Source organism: Pseudomonas sp. A34-9, from assembly GCF_029543085.1.
Taxonomy (GTDB): domain Bacteria; phylum Pseudomonadota; class Gammaproteobacteria; order Pseudomonadales; family Pseudomonadaceae; genus Aquipseudomonas.
The window spans coordinates 6,522,120-6,541,947 of record NZ_CP119967.1 but is presented as its reverse complement, the minus strand read 5'-3'; the positions used below and the strand labels follow the sequence as shown (position 1 = coordinate 6,541,947).

General features: G+C 56.5%; 20 protein-coding genes. 17 read left to right on the top strand and 3 right to left on the bottom strand.

The window, feature by feature from the left end:
• Positions 1-228 precede the first annotated feature (228 nt).
• From rpmH to mnmE, 5 genes are all read left to right on the top strand, one after another.
• On the top strand, positions 229-363 hold the full coding sequence (gene rpmH / locus P3G59_RS29440; RefSeq protein WP_003213577.1) for a 50S ribosomal protein L34: 135 nt from the start codon (positions 229-231) through the stop codon (positions 361-363).
• Between the two features lie 16 nt (positions 364-379).
• On the top strand, positions 380-781 hold the full coding sequence (gene rnpA / locus P3G59_RS29435; protein WP_042704971.1) for a ribonuclease P protein component: 402 nt from the start codon (positions 380-382) through the stop codon (positions 779-781).
• The gene (yidD, locus tag P3G59_RS29430) at positions 774-1,019 is read left to right on the top strand and encodes a membrane protein insertion efficiency factor YidD (RefSeq protein ID WP_077430980.1); all 246 of its coding nucleotides are present in this window, start codon (positions 774-776) and stop codon (positions 1,017-1,019) included. The genes rnpA and yidD overlap by 8 nt, the downstream gene beginning before the upstream one ends.
• 2 nt (positions 1,020-1,021) lie before the next feature.
• Positions 1,022-2,701, top strand: a complete 1,680-nt coding sequence (gene yidC, locus P3G59_RS29425) for a membrane protein insertase YidC (RefSeq protein WP_064389679.1) — start codon at positions 1,022-1,024, stop codon at positions 2,699-2,701.
• Positions 2,702-2,780: 79 nt separating this feature from the next.
• Positions 2,781-4,151 carry a tRNA uridine-5-carboxymethylaminomethyl(34) synthesis GTPase MnmE gene (gene mnmE, locus P3G59_RS29420; protein ID WP_277759950.1) on the top strand — a complete coding sequence of 457 codons (1,371 nt, stop codon included), beginning with the start codon at positions 2,781-2,783 and terminating at the stop codon, positions 4,149-4,151.
• A gap of 43 nt (positions 4,152-4,194) precedes the next feature.
• On the opposite strand, the gene P3G59_RS29415 is transcribed toward mnmE, so the two are convergent.
• The 3 genes from P3G59_RS29415 to P3G59_RS29405 form a co-directional block, all read right to left on the bottom strand.
• Complete coding sequence (locus tag P3G59_RS29415) at positions 4,195-6,630, bottom strand: TonB-dependent siderophore receptor (RefSeq protein ID WP_277759949.1); 2,436 nt, start codon at positions 6,628-6,630, stop codon at positions 4,195-4,197.
• Between the two features lie 119 nt (positions 6,631-6,749).
• A complete protein-coding gene (locus tag P3G59_RS29410) occupies positions 6,750-7,697 on the bottom strand; it encodes a FecR domain-containing protein (RefSeq protein WP_277759948.1) in 948 nt (315 codons plus the stop codon).
• Positions 7,697-8,203, bottom strand: coding sequence for a sigma-70 family RNA polymerase sigma factor (locus P3G59_RS29405; protein ID WP_277759947.1), 507 nt, complete (start codon positions 8,201-8,203; stop codon positions 7,697-7,699). Before P3G59_RS29405 ends, P3G59_RS29410 begins: the two co-directional genes overlap by 1 nt.
• Before the next feature lie 570 nt (positions 8,204-8,773).
• On the opposite strand from P3G59_RS29405, the gene mnmG reads away from it, so the two are divergent.
• The 12 genes from mnmG to atpD all read left to right on the top strand — a co-directional run bounded on the left by mnmG (position 8,774) and on the right by atpD (position 19,807).
• Positions 8,774-10,672: a tRNA uridine-5-carboxymethylaminomethyl(34) synthesis enzyme MnmG gene (gene mnmG / locus P3G59_RS29400; protein WP_277759946.1), complete on the top strand. Its 1,899-nt coding sequence runs from the start codon at positions 8,774-8,776 to the stop codon at positions 10,670-10,672.
• Entirely contained in the window at positions 10,669-11,313 is a 645-nt protein-coding gene (gene rsmG / locus P3G59_RS29395; RefSeq protein ID WP_095188719.1) for a 16S rRNA (guanine(527)-N(7))-methyltransferase RsmG, read from the top strand. Before mnmG ends, rsmG begins: the two co-directional genes overlap by 4 nt.
• An 18-nt stretch (positions 11,314-11,331) precedes the next feature.
• Entirely contained in the window at positions 11,332-12,129 is a 798-nt protein-coding gene (locus P3G59_RS29390) for a ParA family protein (protein WP_007911909.1), read from the top strand.
• 9 nt (positions 12,130-12,138) lie between these two features.
• Positions 12,139-13,011 carry a ParB/RepB/Spo0J family partition protein gene (locus tag P3G59_RS29385; RefSeq protein WP_250605570.1) on the top strand — a complete coding sequence of 291 codons (873 nt, stop codon included), beginning with the start codon at positions 12,139-12,141 and terminating at the stop codon, positions 13,009-13,011.
• Positions 13,012-13,159: 148 nt separating this feature from the next.
• Positions 13,160-13,567 (top strand): F0F1 ATP synthase subunit I, encoded by a 408-nt coding sequence (locus P3G59_RS29380; RefSeq protein WP_008084411.1) that lies wholly within the window; start codon positions 13,160-13,162, stop codon positions 13,565-13,567.
• 16 nt (positions 13,568-13,583) lie between these two features.
• On the top strand, positions 13,584-14,453 hold the full coding sequence (atpB, locus tag P3G59_RS29375) for a F0F1 ATP synthase subunit A (RefSeq protein ID WP_007954148.1): 870 nt from the start codon (positions 13,584-13,586) through the stop codon (positions 14,451-14,453).
• 133 nt (positions 14,454-14,586) lie between these two features.
• Complete coding sequence (gene atpE / locus P3G59_RS29370; RefSeq protein WP_003097235.1) at positions 14,587-14,844, top strand: F0F1 ATP synthase subunit C; 258 nt, start codon at positions 14,587-14,589, stop codon at positions 14,842-14,844.
• A 59-nt stretch (positions 14,845-14,903) separates the two neighbouring features.
• Positions 14,904-15,374: a F0F1 ATP synthase subunit B gene (locus P3G59_RS29365; protein ID WP_003229781.1), complete on the top strand. Its 471-nt coding sequence runs from the start codon at positions 14,904-14,906 to the stop codon at positions 15,372-15,374.
• Positions 15,375-15,386: 12 nt separating this feature from the next.
• Positions 15,387-15,923 carry a F0F1 ATP synthase subunit delta gene (locus P3G59_RS29360; protein ID WP_007911956.1) on the top strand — a complete coding sequence of 179 codons (537 nt, stop codon included), beginning with the start codon at positions 15,387-15,389 and terminating at the stop codon, positions 15,921-15,923.
• Between the two features lie 21 nt (positions 15,924-15,944).
• On the top strand, positions 15,945-17,489 hold the full coding sequence (gene atpA, locus P3G59_RS29355; protein WP_103302851.1) for a F0F1 ATP synthase subunit alpha: 1,545 nt from the start codon (positions 15,945-15,947) through the stop codon (positions 17,487-17,489).
• Between the two features lie 50 nt (positions 17,490-17,539).
• The gene (atpG, locus tag P3G59_RS29350) at positions 17,540-18,400 is read left to right on the top strand and encodes a F0F1 ATP synthase subunit gamma (protein ID WP_007911960.1); all 861 of its coding nucleotides are present in this window, start codon (positions 17,540-17,542) and stop codon (positions 18,398-18,400) included.
• Positions 18,401-18,427: 27 nt separating this feature from the next.
• Entirely contained in the window at positions 18,428-19,807 is a 1,380-nt protein-coding gene (gene atpD / locus P3G59_RS29345; protein WP_007911961.1) for a F0F1 ATP synthase subunit beta, read from the top strand.
• Positions 19,808-19,828 lie beyond the last annotated feature (21 nt).

Here is a 19,828-nt window from a genome sequence, read left to right as displayed (position 1 = left end):
CAGAAGACGGCGTTCCTAGTTTTTATAAGCTTTACAGAAAAGCTTTAAATAATTCCCTTCTTTATTTTTATGTATGGCGAGCAGGTGATCAGGCAAAGAACACCTCGAGATCTATTTATAAGGAAACGTTGGTTGGAAATTGACCTGAAGGCTTGCTTTCTCTAGAATCCCCGGTCTCTTAAAACGGGGGCCATTCCGGCCCGTTGTGGACGAACCAGGTAACACGACATGAAACGTACTTTCCAACCAAGCACTATCAAACGCGCTCGTACCCACGGTTTCCGTGCTCGCATGGCTACCAAGAACGGCCGCGCAGTCCTGTCGCGTCGTCGCGCCAAAGGTCGTGCGCGTCTGGCAGTTTGATAATCCGGTACTGGAGGTGAGTCAGGACTTCAGTCGGGAAAAGCGTCTGCTTACCCCCCGGCATTTCAAGGCAGTCTTTGACTCCCCTACCGGCAAGGTTCCGGGGAAAAATCTCCTGCTCCTTGCACGCAACAACGATCTTGATCACCCCCGTCTCGGGCTGGTTATCGGGAAAAAGAGCGTAAAGCTCTCCGTTGAGCGCAATCGCCTCAAACGTTTGATGCGCGAATCGTTCCGTCTGCACCAGGATTCACTGGTCGGCTGGGACATCGTTATCGTCGCGCGCAAAGGTCTGGGCGATGTAGAAAACCCCGAATTGATTCAGCATTTCGGCAAGCTCTGGAAGCGTCTGGCACGCAGCAAGCCAGTTCCAGAAGTCAAAACCGAAACTGTAGGGGTAGACAGTCCAGATGCGTAAACTGGCCCTCGTTCCGATCCAGTTTTATCGCTATGCCATTAGTCCTTTAATGGCCAACCACTGTCGTTTCTACCCCAGTTGTTCCTGCTACGCGTTAGAAGCCATCGAAAATCATGGCCTTCTGCGCGGTGGCTGGCTGGCCTTTCGTCGTTTAGGTCGCTGTCATCCGTGGAATCCCGGTGGTTATGACCCGGTTCCACCTATCCCTACCTCCCGTTCTTCTTCGATGGCCGAGTAATCATGGATATCAAACGCACGATCCTGATCGTCGCCCTGGCAATCGTGGCCTACGTTATGGTCCTTAAATGGAACCAGGACTATGGTCAGGCTGCCCTGCCGACTCAGAATGTTGCTTCCAGTACGACTACATCCGGTTTGCCGGACACCGCCACTGGCAATAATGCTGCCGCCAGTGACGATATTCCGCGCGCCGCTAGCGATACCAGCGCACCTGCCGAAACGCCGGTAGCCGCCAGCAAGGATCTGATCCAGATCAAAACCGACGTGCTCGATCTTGCGATCGATCCACAGGGTGGTGATGTTGCTCAACTGACCTTGCCTCTGTATCCGCGTCGTCAGGATCGTCCTGATGTGCCGTTCCAGCTGTTCGATAACGGCGGCGAACGTGTTTATCTGGCCCAAAGCGGTCTGATCGGCACCAACGGCCCGGATGCAAATCCTGCCGGTCGTCCGGTCTACTCCTCGGAGAAGAAGACTTATCAACTGGCTGACGGTCAGGACCAACTGGTCGTAGACCTGAAGTTCAGCAAGGACGGCGTCAATTACATCAAGCGTTTCACCCTGAAACGTGGCCTGTATGACGTAGCCGTTTCCTACATTGTGGATAACCAGAGCGCTCAGCCCTGGAACGGCGCAATGTTTGCTCAGCTGAAGCGTGATAACAGCGCTGATCCTTCGTCGACAACGGCGACCGGCACCGCGACTTACCTGGGCGCCGCCCTGTGGACAAGTTCGGAGCCGTACAAGAAAGTGTCCATGAAGGACATGGACAAGGCTCAGCTGAAAGAAACTGTCACCGGTGGTTGGGTAGCCTGGCTGCAACACTACTTCGTGACTGCGTGGATTCCGGCGAAGGGCGAAAACAACATCGTCCAGACCCGTAAGGACAGCAAAGGCAACTACATCATCGGTTACACCGGTCCGACACTGACCGCTGCACCGGGTGCCAAGGTTGAAACCAGCGCTGTGTTGTACGCCGGTCCGAAAAGCCAGGCTGTGCTGAAAGAGTTGTCCCCAGGTCTGGAACTGACCGTCGACTACGGCATTCTGTGGTTCATTGCCCAGCCAATCTTCTGGCTGCTGCAACACATCCACGCCATTGTCGGTAATTGGGGCTGGTCGATCATCTTCCTGACCATGCTGATCAAGGGTCTGTTCTTCCCACTTTCGGCTGCCAGCTACAAATCGATGGCGCGCATGCGTGCCGTTGCGCCGAAACTGGCTGCTCTGAAAGAGCAACATGGCGATGACCGGCAGAAAATGTCGCAAGCCATGATGGAGCTGTACAAGAAAGAGAAGATCAATCCGCTGGGCGGCTGCTTGCCGATCCTCGTGCAGATGCCGGTTTTCCTTTCGCTGTACTGGGTTCTGCTGGAAAGCGTGGAAATGCGCCAGGCGCCGTTCATGCTGTGGATCACTGACCTGTCGATCAAGGATCCGTTCTTCATTCTGCCGATCATCATGGGCGCAACCATGTTTATCCAGCAGCAGTTGAACCCGACGCCACCGGATCCGATGCAGGCGAAGGTCATGAAAATGATGCCAATCATCTTCACCTTCTTCTTCCTGTGGTTCCCGGCTGGTCTGGTGCTGTACTGGGTTGTGAACAACTGCCTGTCCATCACCCAACAGTGGTACATCACGCGTAAAATCGAACGGGCTACCAAAGCAGCCGCTTGATTTACACTGTGGATAACCACTCAAAACGCCCCCTAGTGGGGCGTTTTGCTATCTGTCATTTTTGTCTGGATTCCGGTTAATGAGCGTACCTCGTGAAACCATCGCCGCTGTCGCCACCGCTCAAGGTCGTGGTGGTGTGGGCATCGTCCGTATTTCCGGGCCGTTGGCCAGTGTTGCAGCGCAAGCCATCAGCGGCCGCGAACTGAAACCGCGTTACGCCCATTACGGCGCGTTTTTCAGCGATGACCAGCAAGTCCTCGATGAAGGTCTGGCGCTGTATTTCCCGGGGCCAAACTCGTTCACCGGCGAAGACGTGCTCGAATTGCAGGGCCACGGTGGTCCGATCGTTCTGGATATGTTGCTCAAACGCTGCCTGGAACTGGGCTGCCGTCTGGCGCGTCCGGGGGAATTCAGCGAGCGCGCCTTCCTCAATGACAAACTTGACCTGGCCCAGGCTGAGGCGATTGCCGATTTGATCGAAGCCAGTTCTGCACAGGCGGCGCGTAATGCCCTGCGTTCTCTGCAAGGCGCGTTTTCCCAGCGTGTGCATAACTTGACTGAACAACTGATCGGTCTGCGCATCTACGTGGAAGCCGCCATCGACTTCCCGGAAGAAGAAATCGACTTTCTCGCCGATGGCCACGTGCTGAGCATGCTCGACAAAGTGCGCGACGAGTTATCCACAGTACTGCGTGAAGCCGGGCAGGGCGCGTTATTGCGCGATGGCATGACCGTGGTAATTGCCGGTCGTCCGAACGCTGGTAAATCCAGCCTGCTGAATGCGTTGGCCGGTCGCGAAGCGGCAATCGTGACCGAGATTGCCGGCACCACCCGCGACATTCTGCGTGAACATATCCACATCGACGGCATGCCGCTGCACGTTGTTGATACTGCAGGTCTGCGGGATACCGATGATCATGTGGAAAAGATCGGTGTCGAACGCGCATTGAAGGCCATCGGTGAAGCCGATCGAGTGTTGTTGGTTGTCGATGCAACGGCACCGGAAGCGCTCGATCCGTTTGCGTTGTGGCCGGAGTTTCTTGAAACCCGTCCGGATCCGGCGAAAGTTACCCTGATTCGCAACAAAGCCGATCTGACCGGGGAAGCGATTGCTCTGGAGACCAGCGAAGACGGTCATGTGACGATCAGTCTCAGCGCCAAGTCGGCCGGTGACGGGCTGGACTTGCTCCGTGACCATCTCAAGGCTTGCATGGGTTACGAGCAAACGTCGGAAAGCAGTTTCAGTGCCCGCCGCCGCCATCTCGAAGCACTGCGCCAGGCCAGTGCCGCATTGGAACACGGCCGTGCCCAGCTGACTTTGGCTGGCGCCGGTGAATTGCTGGCTGAGGATTTGCGTCAGGCGCAACAGTCGCTGGGGGAAATCACCGGCGCTTTCAGCTCTGATGATCTGCTGGGAAGAATCTTTTCCAGCTTCTGCATCGGCAAATGACAAAAGGGGCTGTGGAGAATTTATCCACAGCCCCTTTTGCGTTTTACCAGTTGTAGGACACAGTACCGAGCAAGGTGCGATCCTCGCCCCAGTAGCAACGGCCGGCATCGTTGCATCCCGACACATATTCCTTGTCGAACAGGTTTTTCGCATTCAGATCGACACTCCAGTGTGTGTCGATCTGATAACCAATGGCCGCATCCACCAACGTGACATCGCCGGCATCCAGCTTCCCGTACAGAGTGGGCGATGTATAAGCGAATGCACTGTCGAAGTAGCGCACCCCGCCGCCAACGTACAAACCTTTCAGATCGCCATCGAGGAACCGGTACTTGGCCCAGACCGAAGCCTGATTTCGTGGAACCCCGGTCATTTGGTGGCCTTTGACCAGCGAGCTCGCCGCGTCCTTGGTGATCCGCGCATCGGTGTAGGTGTAAGCCGCTGTCACATTGATGTTCTGGGTCAGATTGCTATTGAGCTCCAGTTCGACACCTTTGGAACGGCTTTCGCCGACCTGACGATAGGTCGACGTGGTTGAGTCGAAGTAGGTGTCGTCCTTTTTGCGCAGGTCATACACCGACGCAGTGAACGCGGTGTCCCAGCCGATCGGTTCGTACTTCAGGCCCACTTCATATTGGCTGCTGGTAATTGGGTCGAGCGGCGCGCCGGCATTGGAAATCTGCTGCACCGGCACGAACGAAGTGGAGTAGCTGACATACGGCGTCATGCCGTTGTCGAACTGGTACATCACCCCGCCCTGGTAGGTGAATTTCTTGTCCTCGGAACTGATGTTGCTGGATTGGGCCACCTTGTCGCGGAAATCACTGTCGACCCAATCCTGGCGGCCACCGAGCAGGAACAGCCAGTGGTCATATTTGCTCTGGATCTGTGCATAAACGCCTTTCATCTGTTGCTCAAGCAAGGTGTTTTGCACCGCAATCGGCGTAGTCGGATCGCGCAGGTAAACCGGGTTATACACATCAATCGGCCCGACGATGCCGGCGTTCCAGTCCTGATTGAATGAGGTGCGGTCGTAGCTGGCGCCGAACAACACGGTGTTCTCCAGACCGCCGACCTGGAATTTGCCTTCCAGCTGGTTATCCAGCGAGTACACCATCGACTTGTTGAAGCGATCGTAGGCGGTCATATTCAGGCGGGTGCCGAAGCCTGCGTTGTTGAGATTGCCAGGCCAGGTTTCATGTCGGGTGATACGCGACTGCATGTAGCGCGAGTTCTGGCGAAATTGCCAATCGTCGTTGAAGGAGTGGCTGAACTCGTAACCGGTACTCCAGGTTTCCCGTTCAAAGGTGTTCCAGTCCGGGTCGCCGAGCATGGTGCCTTTGGATAACTTGCCGTTGGGGTTGCTCAACAAAGTGCCGGCGGCCGGCAGACCCAGTTCCATGTTGGTGTGATCTTTCTGGTAGTTGGCCAGCAAGGTCAGGGTGTTGAAGTCGTCGAAATTCAGGGTCAGCGACGGGGCGATGTAAATGCGGTCATCGGGGACGTGATCGGTCTGGGTGTCGGATTTGCGCCCGAGCATCACCACCCGGCCAAGTACATTGCCACTGTCATTGAGTGGCCCGGACACATCGACGCCGATCTGCCGACGATTATTCGAGCCATAGCCCAGTTGCACTTCGCCCTGCGGCGTTGCCGTCGGGCGTTTACTCACCAGATTGACCAGACCGCCCGGTGCGTTTTCCCCATACAGCAACGAAGAAGGGCCACGGAAAATTTCAACGCGTTCCAATCCGTAAGGCTCGGTGCTGGTGTCGTAGCGGTTGCCCTGTACGCGTAGTCCATCGCGCAACAGACCGTAGCCGTAATCGGTGGCGTTGAAACCGCGAATGTAGAACAGATCCCCGGCCAGGCTATCGCCGGCGGCGAACGGTGGGGCAAAGATCCCCGGCACGTAGCCGAGCACCTCAGTGAGTGTCTGAGATTTCTGATCTTTCATACGCTGGGCGGTGACGACTGACACCGAGCGCGGCGTTTCCGACAACGGCGTACTGGTTTTCGTACCGATCCGGCTGTTCTGCGCCTTGTAACCGACGTCCGCCGCGTAATCCAGACTCATCGGATTGGCCAACAGGCCGTTGATGTTGGTCGGGGCCAGCTCCAGTGAATCGCCGTCGGGCAATGCCTGCAAAATGTAGCTGCCCGGTGCCTGCGGTACGGCTTGCAAACCCGAGCCTTGCAGCAATTGGGCGAATCCCTGATCGACGGTGAAATTGCCGTTCAGCCCGGCGCTGCGCAAGTGGCTGGTCTGTTGCGGAGAGAACGACAAAATGACATTCGCAGCGGAGGCGAACTGGCTCAAGGCATTGTCCAGTGGGCCAGCAGCAATGGCGTAGCGCTGGTCGGTCGTCGCCGCGAAGGCGTTATTGGTCATGACCACGCAGGACGCGGCACTGGTCATCAGTAGGCTGTAAGCAATGCAGTGGTAGGAAAAACGCTGACGAAACGTGGAAAGACGCATGTGTGGATTAGCCCTGAAGGTGGCAAAGAGCCGCGTTTATCGCGATTACCTGTAGGGCCGTGTCAGGGCAAAAAAAGATAACCCTGTTGTCGATTTATTTTCCCCAGGTGAAATGTCGATCAAGCGTTGTGGCTGATCGAGATCCAGTAACGGGTGAAATAGCGCACCTCGATTGGCAGCGAAGCTTGAAGATTGGCCAGCACTGCATCGGTAGAGTCGAGCCGGAATGTGCCGGATACCCGCAGATCCCGTGCGCGCTCATCGCAGTGCAAAACGCCGCGGCGATAGCGGCCCAATTCTTCAATCACGTCGCCCAAGCGTACGTTGAGCACAATCAACTGGCCGTTGATCCACGCCACTTCCGTGGATTTGAAAGGATGAGTGAGCCCGATGTGTCGACGGTCAAAGTCGGCGCCTTCGCCTGCGTTCAGAATAACTGCGGCTGTTGATAGATCAGCGGGCTGAACGCTGATCCGGTCTTCCAGCACACCTACTCGGGTAGACCTCGATAACTGATGTACGGAAAACCGGGTGCCCAGCGCTTGAACCCGACCATCACGGGTGTCGACGAAAAAGGGCCGTTGATCGCCAAGTTTGCCGGTTTGAATCAGGATCTCGCCGGAGTGCAGGCGAATCAACCGCTGCGCCGGATCGAAAGACACGTCAATGGCAGTGTCGGTGTTGAGCTGAATCTGAGTGCCATCGGCCAATGACAGGTTGCGACGCTGGCCAATGCCAGTTTTATAGTCGGCCCAGACATTCCCCAGAGACGTGTGTTGCTGAACATTCCAGCCAACGAACCCCGTCCCCGCAGCGAGCAGCAACAACTTCAGCAGCTGGCGCCGTTGCTGTCCGGTATTCAAGGCGCGACGTTTCAAATCCGGCGGCAACGTACCGAGGTGGAGCTGCAGTTGTTCCATCTGGTTCCATGCCGCCAGATGCGCGGGATCACTGTCTATCCACAGCTGCCAGGCCTTCTGTTCGGCGAGCGTCGGCGGGTCCGCCTGAAACTGCACATACCAGCTGGCCGCCGCTTCGAAAACCTGGCGATTGGGGGCGATGGCCATCAATGCTGCGCCATGATCAGGGCACATTCCGTCAGGGCGCGGATCATGTGTTTCTTCACCGTGGTCAGCGAAACCTTTAGCTGCAAGGCGATCTGTTGATAAGTGAGCCCATCGATCTGCGACAGCTTGAAAATCTGTTGGCTTCTGGCACCGAGCCCCGCCAAGGCTTTATCCACAGCGATCAGGGTTTCGATGATCAGCGCCTTGTCTTCCTCGCTGATGGCGGTGGCTTCCGGTCGAGCTGCCAGGGTCTGCAAATACGCGGCTTCGATAGCCTGCCTGCGATAACGATCAATCACCAGGCCGCGTGCAATGGTCGCCAGATAATCCCGTGGCTCGCGAATCTGCGCGGCGTTACGTGCCGCGAGAATCCGCACAAAGGTGTCATGCGCGACATCGGCGGCATCGCAGGCGTCATGCAATTTGCCCTTGAGCCAGCCATGTAGCCACGAATGATGTTGCTCGTAGATTTGCTCGATCGCAGCAATGTGGGCGGGTAAGGGCATGGGGAAAACTGATGAGTTAATGATAATGCCTATTATTAGCCCCTGTTACGTTCTCTCACAATAGCCCTCGCACTTCCCTCCATCGGCTTCTTTATCGCCAGCGAACCCTCGCTGGCGTTTTTTTTGCGCTCTGAAAAAGCCATCTTGTCGTTTTTCTGTGGATTAAGCCCTGTGAATAACTGCCACTAAGGGCAGTTGATAACAGGGCCTGAAAACTGGACATAACCGCCCCTGTGGATAAACACCCCTTTCATCCACAGGCTTACACCGGTTATCCAAGGGCCTCATTGGCACATGAGCACAGGGTTTTGAAACTCTGTACATATTGAATATAAAGGCCTGTAGCAATCTATCCACAGAAAGGTCGCTCAGTAAGAATAAACATAAAAACAAAGGTTTTATAAATTTCTCTCTTTTTTATTCTTTTAACCTCGAGTTCTCCACAGCTGGTTAAATTTTGTGCAAAGGGTTCTTTAGGAAGGGCGAAGTCCCTATACTTGCCGACCAGGTCCAAAAACCTGATCTCAAACTATTCCTGAATTACCTACTTAAGCAGGCACGAGGTGCGTGGTGGATTTCCCTTCCCGTTTTGAAGTGATCGTCATCGGCGGCGGTCATGCCGGTACCGAGGCAGCACTGGCCTCAGCACGTATGGGGGCAAAAACCCTGTTGCTGACGCATAACGTGGAAACCCTCGGCGCCATGAGCTGCAACCCGGCCATCGGTGGCATTGGCAAAAGCCATCTGGTCAAGGAAATCGACGCCCTCGGCGGCGCGATGGCCATGGCCACCGATTTGGGCGGCATCCAGTTTCGCGTGTTAAACAGCCGCAAAGGCCCAGCCGTACGGGCGACCCGCGCACAAGCTGACCGGATTCTGTACAAAGCCGCTGTCCGTGAAATCCTCGAAAACCAGCCGAACCTGTGGATATTTCAACAAGCCGCTGATGACTTGATCGTTGAGCAGGAACAAGTCCGTGGTGTTGTCACGCAAATGGGTCTTCGTTTCTTCGCCGATTCCGTGGTGTTGACCACCGGTACTTTCCTCGGCGGACTTATCCACATCGGTTTGCAGAATTTCTCCGGCGGTCGCGCCGGTGATCCGCCATCGATCGCCCTGGCTCATCGTCTGCGTGAACTGCCACTGCGTGTCGGTCGCCTGAAAACCGGTACGCCACCGCGTATCGACGGCAAGTCTGTGGATTTCTCGGTAATGACCGAGCAGCCAGGCGATACGCCGATCCCGGTGATGTCGTTCATGGGCAACAAAGAACAGCATCCACGCCAGGTCAGCTGCTGGATTACTCACACGAACGCCCGCACCCACGAAATCATCGCGGCGAACCTTGATCGTTCGCCGATGTATTCCGCTGCCGGTGAAATCGAAGGCATCGGTCCGCGCTATTGCCCGTCGATCGAAGACAAGATCCACCGCTTTGCCGACAAGGAAAGCCATCAGGTGTTTATCGAACCGGAAGGTTTGACCACCCATGAGCTGTATCCGAACGGCATATCCACAAGCTTGCCGTTCGACGTGCAATTGCAGATCGTGCAATCGATCCGCGGCATGGAAAACGCGCACATCGTGCGTCCGGGTTACGCGATCGAGTACGACTACTTCGATCCGCGCGACCTCAAATACAGCCTCGAAACCAAAGTCATCGGTGGTTTGTTCTTCGCCGGGCAGATCAACGGCACCACCGGCTACGAAGAAGCGGGCGCGCAAGGTTTGCTCGCGGGGGCCAACGCCGCACTGCGTGCCAAGGGCAAAGAAGCCTGGTGCCCGCGTCGCGATGAAGCGTACATCGGCGTGTTGGTCGACGACCTGATCACCCTCGGTACCCAAGAGCCGTACCGCATGTTCACTTCCCGTGCCGAGTACCGCCTGATCCTGCGCGAGGACAACGCCGACCTGCGTCTGACCGAAAAAGGTCGCGAGCTCGGTTTGGTCGATGACGCGCGTTGGGCGGCTTTCTGCAAAAAGCGCGAAAGCATCGAACTCGAAGAGCAGCGCCTGAAAAGCACTTGGGTTCGCCCGAATACGCAGCAGGGCGATGCGATTGCCGAGAAGTTCGGTACGCCGCTGACTCACGAATACAACTTGCTCAATCTCTTGAGTCGTCCGGAAATCGACTACGCTGGTCTGGTCGAAGTGACCGGCAATGGCGCCGAAGATCCACAGGTCGCCGAGCAGGTTGAAATCAAGACCAAGTACGCCGGTTACATCGACCGTCAACAGGACGAAATCGCTCGTCTGCGCGCCAGCGAAGACACGAAGTTGCCTGTGGATATCGATTACACCAACATTTCCGGTCTCTCCAAGGAGATCCAGAGCAAGCTCGGCGCGACTCGACCAGAGACGCTCGGCCAGGCTTCGCGGATCCCCGGTGTGACCCCGGCAGCGATTTCGCTGTTGATGATTCATTTGAAAAAACGCGGCGCGGGCCGTCAGTTGGAGCAAAGCGCTTGAGTTCTAAGGTCACTTCGCAACACGCCGAAGAGTTATCCACAGGAGCCCGCGAGCTCGGTGTCAATCTCACTGAAACCCAGCATGAATTGCTGCTGGGTTATCTGGCTCTGTTGATCAAATGGAACCAGGCCTACAACCTGACGGCTGTGCGTGATCCGGACGAAATGGTTTCGCGGCACTTGCTCGATAGCCTGAGCGTGATGTCGTTCATCGAAAATGGTCGCTGGCTCGATGTCGGCAGCGGCGGCGGTATGCCGGGAATTCCGTTGGCGATCCTGTATCCGGACGCGCAAGTGACCTGTCTGGACAGCAACGGCAAGAAAACCCGCTTCCTGACTCAGGTCAAACTCGAACTCAAACTGGATAACCTGCAAGTTATCCACAGTCGTGTCGAAGCGTTCCAGCCTGCTCAACCGTTCAACGGGATCATTTCCCGGGCGTTCAGCAGCATGGAGAACTTCACCAACTGGACTCGTCACCTCGGCGATGCCGACACACGCTGGCTGGCAATGAAGGGCGTTCATCCGGCCGATGAGCTGGTAGCATTGCCGGCAGACTTCAAACTCGATAGCGAACACGCCCTGGCCGTACCCGGTTGCCAAGGCCAACGCCATCTGCTGATACTGCGCCGCACGGCATGATTGGGAACACAAGCAAGAATGGCTAAGGTATTCGCGATAGCGAACCAAAAGGGTGGTGTGGGCAAGACCACCACCTGCATCAACCTCGCAGCATCCCTGGTCGCGACCAAGCGCCGGGTGCTGTTGATCGATCTCGATCCACAGGGCAACGCCACCATGGGTAGCGGTGTGGATAAACACGGCCTGGAAAATTCGGTCTACGACCTGCTGATCGGCGAATGCGATCTGGCCCAGGCCATGCACTATTCCGAACATGGCGGTTATCAACTGCTGCCGGCCAACCGCGATCTGACGGCGGCCGAAGTGGTACTGCTGGAAATGCAGATGAAGGAAAGCCGTCTGCGCAGCGCGCTGGCGCCGATCCGTGAAAACTACGATTACATTTTGATCGACTGCCCGCCGTCGCTGTCGATGCTCACACTGAACGCACTGGTTGCCGCTGACGGGGTCATTATCCCCATGCAGTGCGAGTACTTTGCGCTCGAAGGTCTCAGCGACCTTGTGGATAACATCAAGCGCATCGCCGAACTGCTCAATCCGAACCTGAAAGTCGAAGGTTTGCTGCGGACGATGTACGACCCGCGCCTGAGCCTGATGAACGACGTTTCGGCACAGCTCAAGGAACACTTCGGCGAGCAGCTCTATGACACGGTGATCCCGCGCAACATCCGTCTGGCCGAAGCGCCAAGCTACGGCATGCCGGCACTGGCGTACGACAAGCAATCGCGTGGCGCGCTGGCCTACCTGGCTCTGGCGGGCGAGATGGTTCGCCGTCAGCGCAAAAATTCACGTATCGCCGCTGCTCAGGCAACTTAAGGAATCCCCATGGCCGTCAAGAAACGAGGTCTCGGACGTGGACTGGATGCACTGCTGAGTGGTCCGACTGTCAGCGCGCTGGAAGAACAAGCGGCGCAAGCTGATACCCGTGAACTGCAGCACTTGCCGCTGGACCTGCTGCAGCGTGGTAAATACCAGCCGCGTCGCGACATGGATCCGCAGGCGCTGGAAGAACTGGCGGCTTCGATCAAGGCGCAAGGCGTGATGCAGCCGATCGTGGTGCGCCCGATTGGCGGTGGCCGCTTCGAAATCATTGCCGGCGAACGCCGCTGGCGCGCGAGCCAGCAAGCCGGACAGGAAACCATCCCGGCGATGGTTCGCGACGTACCGGATGAAACCGCGATCGCCATTGCGCTGATCGAGAACATCCAGCGTGAAGACCTTAACCCGATCGAAGAAGCGGTGGCCCTGCAGCGTTTGCAGCAGGAATTCCAGCTGACCCAGCAGCAGGTCGCCGAGGCTGTGGGTAAGTCCCGCGTGACTGTGGCTAACCTGTTGCGGCTTATTGCACTGCCGGAAGTCATCAAGACCATGCTGTCCCACGGCGACCTGGAAATGGGTCATGCCCGTGCATTGCTCGGTCTGCCGGACAATCAACAGGTGGAAGGGGCGCGACATGTTGTCGCACGCGGTCTCACCGTGCGCCAAACTGAGGCACTGGTTCGCCAATGGTTGAGCGGCAAACCGGAGCCTGTGGAAGCAGCAAAACCCGACCCGGATATCGCCCGCCTCGAACAGCGTCTGGCCGAGCGCCTAGGCTCTGCGGTGCAGATTCGCCATGGCAAGAAGGGAAAGGGTCAGTTGGTGATCGGTTACAACTCCCTCGATGAGCTTCAAGGTGTGCTCGCACACATCCGCTGAAACATTTCCTCATGTAGCGCGCAGTCGGAAATCACTACCTGACAGTTGAATAGGGGCAGAAGCGCCCCTATACTCTGCGCGCATTTTGTCGGCACAAATTATGCCAAGTTATTGAATTCTGGCAGCCGACCATTGGAGAGCAATAGTGATGGAAACCCGCAAGCCAAACCGCCTGCCGTTCCATCGCCTGGCGGTTTTTCCGGTGTTAATGGCTCAATTTGTCATTTTGCTCATTGCCGCTTTGGCGCTCTGGCAATGGCACGGAGTCGTTGCCGGATACTCGGGACTTTGCGGAGGCCTGATAGCCTTGCTGCCCAATGTTTATTTCGCTCACAAGGCATTTCGGTTTTCCGGCGCCCGAGCAGCCCAGTCCATCGTCCGGTCATTTTATGCCGGCGAGGCAGGCAAACTGATTTTGACGGCAGTGCTCTTTGCACTGGTGTTTGCAGGTGTGAAGCCACTGGCGCCGATAGCAGTATTCGGCGTGTTCGTGCTGACTCAGTCGGTCAGCTGGTTCGCTCCCCTGCTGATGAGAACAAGACTTTCGAGACCTTAGGGCGTTTGAGGCAACCATGGCAGAAACAACCGCTTCGGGCTATATCCAGCACCACTTGCAGAACCTGACCTTCGGTCAGCTACCTAACGGCGGCTGGGGCTTTGCCCATACCGCAGCAGAAGCCAAAGAAATGGGCTTCTGGGCTTTCCACGTCGATACCCTCGGCTGGTCGGTCGCGTTGGGTCTGATTTTCGTTCTTCTTTTCCGCATGGCGGCAAAGAAAGCGACTTCGGGTCAACCGGGTGCTTTGCAGAACTTCGTTGAAGTATTGGTCGAATTCGTCGATGGCAGCGTGAAAGACAGCTTCCATGGCCGTAGCCCGGTGATTGCACCGCTGGCACTGACCATCTTCGTCTGGGTGTTCCTGATGAACGCCGTCGACCTGGTACCGGTCGACTGGATTCCTCAACTGGCCATCCTGATCTCCGGCGACCACCACATCCCGTTCCGTGCCGTGTCGACCACCGACCCGAACGCGACCCTGGGCATGGCGTTCTCGGTTTTCGCACTGATCATTTTCTATAGCATCAAGGTCAAGGGCCTCGGCGGCTTCATCGGCGAGCTGACCCTGCACCCGTTTGGCAGCAAGAACATCTTCGTTCAAGCCCTGCTGATCCCGGTGAACTTCCTGCTGGAATTCGTGACCCTGATCGCCAAACCGATCTCTCTGGCTCTGCGTCTGTTCGGCAACATGTATGCCGGCGAGCTGGTGTTCATTCTGATCGCTGTGATGTTCGGCAGCGGCCTGCTCTGGCTGAGCGGCCTGGGCGTTGTTCTGCAGTGGGCATGGGCTGTGTTCCACATCCTGATCATCACGCTGCAGGCGTTCATCTTCATGATGCTGACCATCGTCTACCTGTCGATGGCGCACGAAGAAAACCATTAAGACCAGTCTCGACTAGTCTGATGTCCTTCCCGGTCAAACGGGAAGGGGCTCTTCACAGGGCACCTGAAACGATTTGTTTTACCGCTTTAATCTAAAAAACCTAAACCATACGACGTAAAAGTCGGGAGGAAAGATGGAAACTGTAGTTGGTCTAACCGCTATCGCTGTTGCACTGTTGATCGGCCTGGGCGCACTGGGTACCGCAATTGGTTTCGGCCTGCTGGGCGGCAAGTTCCTGGAAGGCGCAGCGCGTCAGCCAGAAATGGTTCCAATGCTGCAAGTTAAAATGTTCATCGTTGCCGGTCTGCTCGACGCCGTAACCATGATCGGTGTTGGTATCGCTCTGTTCTTCACCTTTGCGAACCCGTTCGTTGGTCAGATCGCTGGCTAATTACCCGGATTCTTCCGAGTAATTTGATGTGATGGACAACGTAACTGCGAGGTGTTGGCGTGAACATTAATGCGACCCTGATTGGCCAGTCCGTTGCGTTCCTGATTTTTGTACTGTTCTGCATGAAGTATGTATGGCCTCCGGTCATCGCTGCTCTGCACGAACGTCAAAAGAAGATCGCTGATGGTCTGGACGCTGCCAGCCGTGCAGCTCGCGACCTGGAGTTGGCCCAAGAAAAAGCGGGTCAGCAACTGCGCGAAGCGAAAGCTCAGGCAGCTGAAATCATCGAGCAAGCCAAGAAACGCGGTAACCAGATTGTCGAAGAGGCCGTTGAAAAGGCCCGTGTCGACGCTGACCGTGTGAAGGTTCAGGCTCAAGCCGAGATCGAACAGGAACTGAACAGTGTCAAAGACAAGCTGCGCGCCCAAGTGGGTTTGCTGGCTGTCGGCGGCGCCGAGAAGATCCTGGGTGCCACAATCGATCAAAACGCGCACGCAGAGCTGGTTAACCAACTGGCTGCTGAAATCTAAGCGAGGGCGATCATGGCAGAACTGACCACGTTGGCCCGACCTTACGCTAAGGCGGCCTTCGAGCACGCTCAGGCCCACCAGCAACTGGCCAATTGGTCAGCCATGCTCGGCCTGGCTGCAGCGGTGTCACAAGATGACACCATGCAGCGCGTGCTCAAGGCCCCGCGACTGACGAGCGCAGAAAAGGCCGCCACGTTTATTGACGTGTGCGGCGACAAGTTTGATGCCAAGGCACAGAACTTCATCAATGTCGTTGCCGAAAACGACCGTCTCCCGCTTTTGCCGGAGATTGCCGCTCTTTTCGACCTGTACAAGGCCGAACAAGAGAAGTCGGTAGACGTTGAAGTGACCAGTGCTTTTGCATTGAACCAAGAACAGCAAGACAAACTCGCCAAGGTTCTCAGTGCACGACTCAACCGGGAAGTGCGCCTGCAAGTTGCGGAGGATGCTGCCCTTATAGGTGGTGTCGTCATCCGCGCCGGCGACCTGGTTATCGATGGCTCGATTCGCGGCAAAATCGCGAAACTTGCCGAAGCATTGAAATCTTGAGTTTGAAGGGGCAGCAGAGCAATGCAGCAACTCAATCCTTCCGAAATAAGTGAAATTATCAAGGGCCGCATCGACAAGCTCGATGTGACCTCCCAAGCCCGTAACGAAGGCACTGTCGTCAGCGTATCTGACGGCATCGTGCGGATTCACGGTCTGGCCGACGTTATGTACGGCGAGATGATCGAGTTTCCGGGCGGCGTCTACGGTATGGCCCTCAACCTGGAGCAAGACTCCGTAGGTGCCGTTGTATTGGGCTCCTACCAGTCTCTGGCCGAAGGCATGAGCGCCAAGTGCACTGGCCGCATCCTCGAAGTTCCGGTTGGTAAGGAACTGCTGGGTCGCGTAGTCGACGCACTGGGTAACCCTGTTGACGGCAAAGGTCCACTGGGCAACACCGAGACCGACGCGGTCGAGAAAGTTGCTCCGGGCGTGATCTGGCGTAAGTCGGTAGACCAGCCTGTACAGACTGGCTACAAGGCTGTCGATGCCATGATCCCTGTCGGCCGTGGCCAGCGTGAGCTGATCATCGGTGACCGTCAGATCGGTAAAACCGCTCTGGCGATCGACGCGATCATCAACCAGAAAGACAGCGGCATTTTCTGCGTCTACGTAGCCATCGGTCAGAAACAATCGACCATCGCCAACGTGGTTCGCAAGCTGGAAGAAAACGGCGCCCTGGCCAACACGATCATCGTGGCTGCCAGTGCTTCGGAATCTCCTGCGCTGCAATTCCTGGCACCGTACTCCGGTTGCACCATGGGTGAATTCTTCCGCGACCGCGGTGAAGACGCGCTGATCGTTTATGACGATCTGTCCAAGCAAGCAGTGGCTTACCGCCAGATTTCCCTGCTGCTGCGCCGTCCACCAGGCCGTGAAGCTTACCCAGGCGACGTGTTCTATCTCCACTCCCGTCTGCTGGAGCGCGCATCCCGCGTTTCGGAAGAATACGTAGAGAAGTTCACCAACGGCGCAGTGACCGGCAAAACCGGTTCCCTGACCGCACTGCCGATCATCGAAACCCAGGCTGGCGACGTTTCCGCGTTCGTTCCGACCAACGTGATTTCCATCACCGACGGTCAGATCTTCCTGGAATCGGCCATGTTCAACTCGGGCATTCGCCCTGCAGTGAACGCCGGTGTTTCGGTATCCCGTGTGGGTGGTGCCGCTCAGACCAAGATCATCAAGAAGCTGTCCGGTGGTATCCGTACCGCTCTGGCTCAGTACCGTGAACTGGCGGCATTCGCCCAGTTCGCTTCTGACCTGGACGAAGCGACCCGTAAGCAACTTGAGCATGGTCAGCGCGTTACCGAGCTGATGAAGCAGAAGCAATACGCACCAATGTCGATCGCTGACATGGCGCTGTCGCTGTATGCCGCTGAGCGTGGGTTCCTGACTGACATTGAAATCGCCAAGATCGGCAGCTTCGAACAAGCGCTGATTGCTTTCTTCAACCGCGATCACGCCGATTTGATGGCCAAGATCAACGTTAAAGGTGACTTCAATGACGAAATCGACGCTGGCATGAAAGCCGGTATCGAGAAGTTCAAGGCCACCCAAACCTGGTAAGCCGCAGCGGGAGCCGCGAGGCTCCCGCTTGCTAACCTGATAGGTGTTACATGGCAGGCGCAAAAGAGATTCGCAGTAAGATTGCGAGCATCAAAAGCACGCAAAAGATTACCAGCGCCATGGAAAAAGTGGCGGTCAGCAAAATGCGCAAGGCACAAATGCGCATGGCTGCTAGCCGTCCTTATGCGGAGCGTATCCGCCAGGTAATTGGGCATCTGGCCAACGCCAACCCGGAATACCGCCACCCGTTCATGATCGACCGCGAAATCAAGCGTGTGGGTTATGTCGTTGTGAGCAGTGACCGTGGTTTGTGCGGCGGCTTGAACACCAACCTGTTCAAGGCCCTGGTCAAGGACATGGCGGTAAACCGCGAAAACGGCGTCGAGATTGATCTGTGTGTCGTGGGTAGCAAGGGTGCGGCCTTTTTCCGCAACTTCGGCGGTAACGTCGTTGCAGCTATCAGCCACCTGGGTGAAGAGCCGTCGATCAATGATCTGATCGGCAGCGTCAAGGTGATGCTGGATGCCTACCTGGACGGCCGTATTGACCGCCTGTCCGTGGTGTCCAACAAGTTCATCAACACCATGACGCAACAGCCTACCGTGGAGCAGTTGATTCCACTGGTGGCCACCCCGGATCAGGATCTCAAGCACCACTGGGACTATCTCTACGAACCGGATGCCAAAGAGCTGCTTGACGGCTTGATGGTCCGCTACGTTGAGTCGCAGGTCTACCAGGCGGTGGTCGAGAACAACGCGGCTGAACAAGCTGCGCGGATGATCGCGATGAAGAACGCTACCGACAACGCCGGTGATTTGATCAGCGATTTGCAGCTGATCTACAACAAGGCGCGTCAGGCTGCGATCACCCAAGAGATCTCGGAAATCGTCGGCGGCGCTGCCGCGGTTTAACGGTTCAAATATTCAGAGGATCCAGCTATGAGTAGCGGACGTATCGTTCAAATCATCGGCGCCGTTATCGACGTGGAATTTCCACGCGACAGCGTACCGAGCATCTACAACGCGCTGAAAGTAGTGAGCGCGGCTGAAACCACTCTGGAAGTTCAGCAACAGCTGGGCGACGGCGTGGTTCGCACCATTGCGATGGGTTCCACCGAGGGCTTGAAGCGCGGTCTGGAAGTTACCGATTCCGGCGCAGCCATCTCCGTACCGGTCGGTAAAGCGACCCTGGGCCGGATCATGGACGTCCTCGGTAACCCGATCGACGAAGCTGGCCCGATCGACACCGAAGAGCGTTGGGGCATTCACCGTCCAGCGCCTTCGTTCGCTGAACAGGCAGGCGGCAACGACCTGCTGGAAACCGGCATCAAGGTTATCGACCTGGTTTGCCCGTTTGCCAAAGGCGGTAAAGTCGGTCTGTTCGGTGGTGCCGGTGTAGGCAAAACCGTAAACATGATGGAACTGATCCGTAACATCGCCATCGAGCACAGCGGTTATTCCGTGTTCGCCGGTGTGGGTGAGCGTACTCGTGAGGGTAACGACTTCTACCACGAGATGAAGGATTCCAACGTTCTGGACAAAGTGGCACTGGTTTACGGTCAGATGAACGAGCCGCCGGGTAACCGTCTGCGCGTAGCACTGACCGGCCTGACCATGGCCGAGAAGTTCCGTGACGAAGGTAACGACGTTCTGCTGTTCGTCGACAACATCTATCGTTACACCCTGGCCGGTACTGAAGTATCCGCACTGCTGGGCCGTATGCCTTCGGCAGTAGGTTACCAGCCGACCCTGGCTGAAGAGATGGGCGTTCTGCAAGAACGTATCACTTCGACCAAGGAAGGTTCGATCACTTCGATCCAAGCGGTATACGTACCTGCGGATGACTTGACCGACCCGTCGCCAGCGACCACCTTCGCCCACTTGGACGCCACCGTCGTTCTGTCCCGTGACATCGCTTCCCTGGGTATCTACCCAGCGGTAGATCCACTGGATTCGACTTCGCGCCAGCTGGACCCGAACGTAATCGGCCAGGACCACTACGACACCGCTCGCGGCGTTCAGTACGTTCTGCAACGTTACAAAGAGCTGAAGGACATCATCGCGATCCTGGGTATGGACGAGCTGTCGGAAGCCGACAAACAGTTGGTAAACCGTGCTCGTAAGATCCAGCGCTTCTTGTCGCAGCCGTTCTTCGTGGCTGAAGTCTTCACCGGTGCTTCGGGTAAATACGTTTCCCTGAAAGACACCATTGCTGGCTTCAAAGGCATCCTCAACGGTGACTACGACCACCTGCCAGAACAAGCGTTCTACATGGTTGGCGGCATCGAAGAAGCGATCGAGAAAGCCAAGAAACTGTAATCCCGGCGCCCGGCAACGGGC

Excerpts from the sequence above, each read along its gene's own strand:
- rpmH (WP_003213577.1), top strand. The coding sequence starts at position 229 with ATGAAACGTACTTTCCAACCAAGCACTATCAAACGCGCTCGTACCCAC.
- yidD (WP_077430980.1), top strand. The coding sequence starts at position 774 with ATGCGTAAACTGGCCCTCGTTCCGATCCAGTTTTATCGCTATGCCATT.
- yidC (WP_064389679.1), top strand. The coding sequence starts at position 1,022 with ATGGATATCAAACGCACGATCCTGATCGTCGCCCTGGCAATCGTGGCC.
- mnmE (WP_277759950.1), top strand. The coding sequence starts at position 2,781 with ATGAGCGTACCTCGTGAAACCATCGCCGCTGTCGCCACCGCTCAAGGT.
- P3G59_RS29415 (WP_277759949.1), bottom strand. The coding sequence starts at position 6,630 with ATGCGTCTTTCCACGTTTCGTCAGCGTTTTTCCTACCACTGCATTGCT.
- P3G59_RS29410 (WP_277759948.1), bottom strand. The coding sequence starts at position 7,697 with ATGGCCATCGCCCCCAATCGCCAGGTTTTCGAAGCGGCGGCCAGCTGG.
- P3G59_RS29405 (WP_277759947.1), bottom strand. The coding sequence starts at position 8,203 with ATGCCCTTACCCGCCCACATTGCTGCGATCGAGCAAATCTACGAGCAA.
- P3G59_RS29390 (WP_007911909.1), top strand. The coding sequence starts at position 11,332 with ATGGCTAAGGTATTCGCGATAGCGAACCAAAAGGGTGGTGTGGGCAAG.
- P3G59_RS29385 (WP_250605570.1), top strand. The coding sequence starts at position 12,139 with ATGGCCGTCAAGAAACGAGGTCTCGGACGTGGACTGGATGCACTGCTG.
- P3G59_RS29380 (WP_008084411.1), top strand. The coding sequence starts at position 13,160 with ATGGAAACCCGCAAGCCAAACCGCCTGCCGTTCCATCGCCTGGCGGTT.
- atpB (WP_007954148.1), top strand. The coding sequence starts at position 13,584 with ATGGCAGAAACAACCGCTTCGGGCTATATCCAGCACCACTTGCAGAAC.
- atpE (WP_003097235.1), top strand. The coding sequence starts at position 14,587 with ATGGAAACTGTAGTTGGTCTAACCGCTATCGCTGTTGCACTGTTGATC.
- P3G59_RS29360 (WP_007911956.1), top strand. The coding sequence starts at position 15,387 with ATGGCAGAACTGACCACGTTGGCCCGACCTTACGCTAAGGCGGCCTTC.
- atpA (WP_103302851.1), top strand. The coding sequence starts at position 15,945 with ATGCAGCAACTCAATCCTTCCGAAATAAGTGAAATTATCAAGGGCCGC.
- atpG (WP_007911960.1), top strand. The coding sequence starts at position 17,540 with ATGGCAGGCGCAAAAGAGATTCGCAGTAAGATTGCGAGCATCAAAAGC.
- atpD (WP_007911961.1), top strand. The coding sequence starts at position 18,428 with ATGAGTAGCGGACGTATCGTTCAAATCATCGGCGCCGTTATCGACGTG.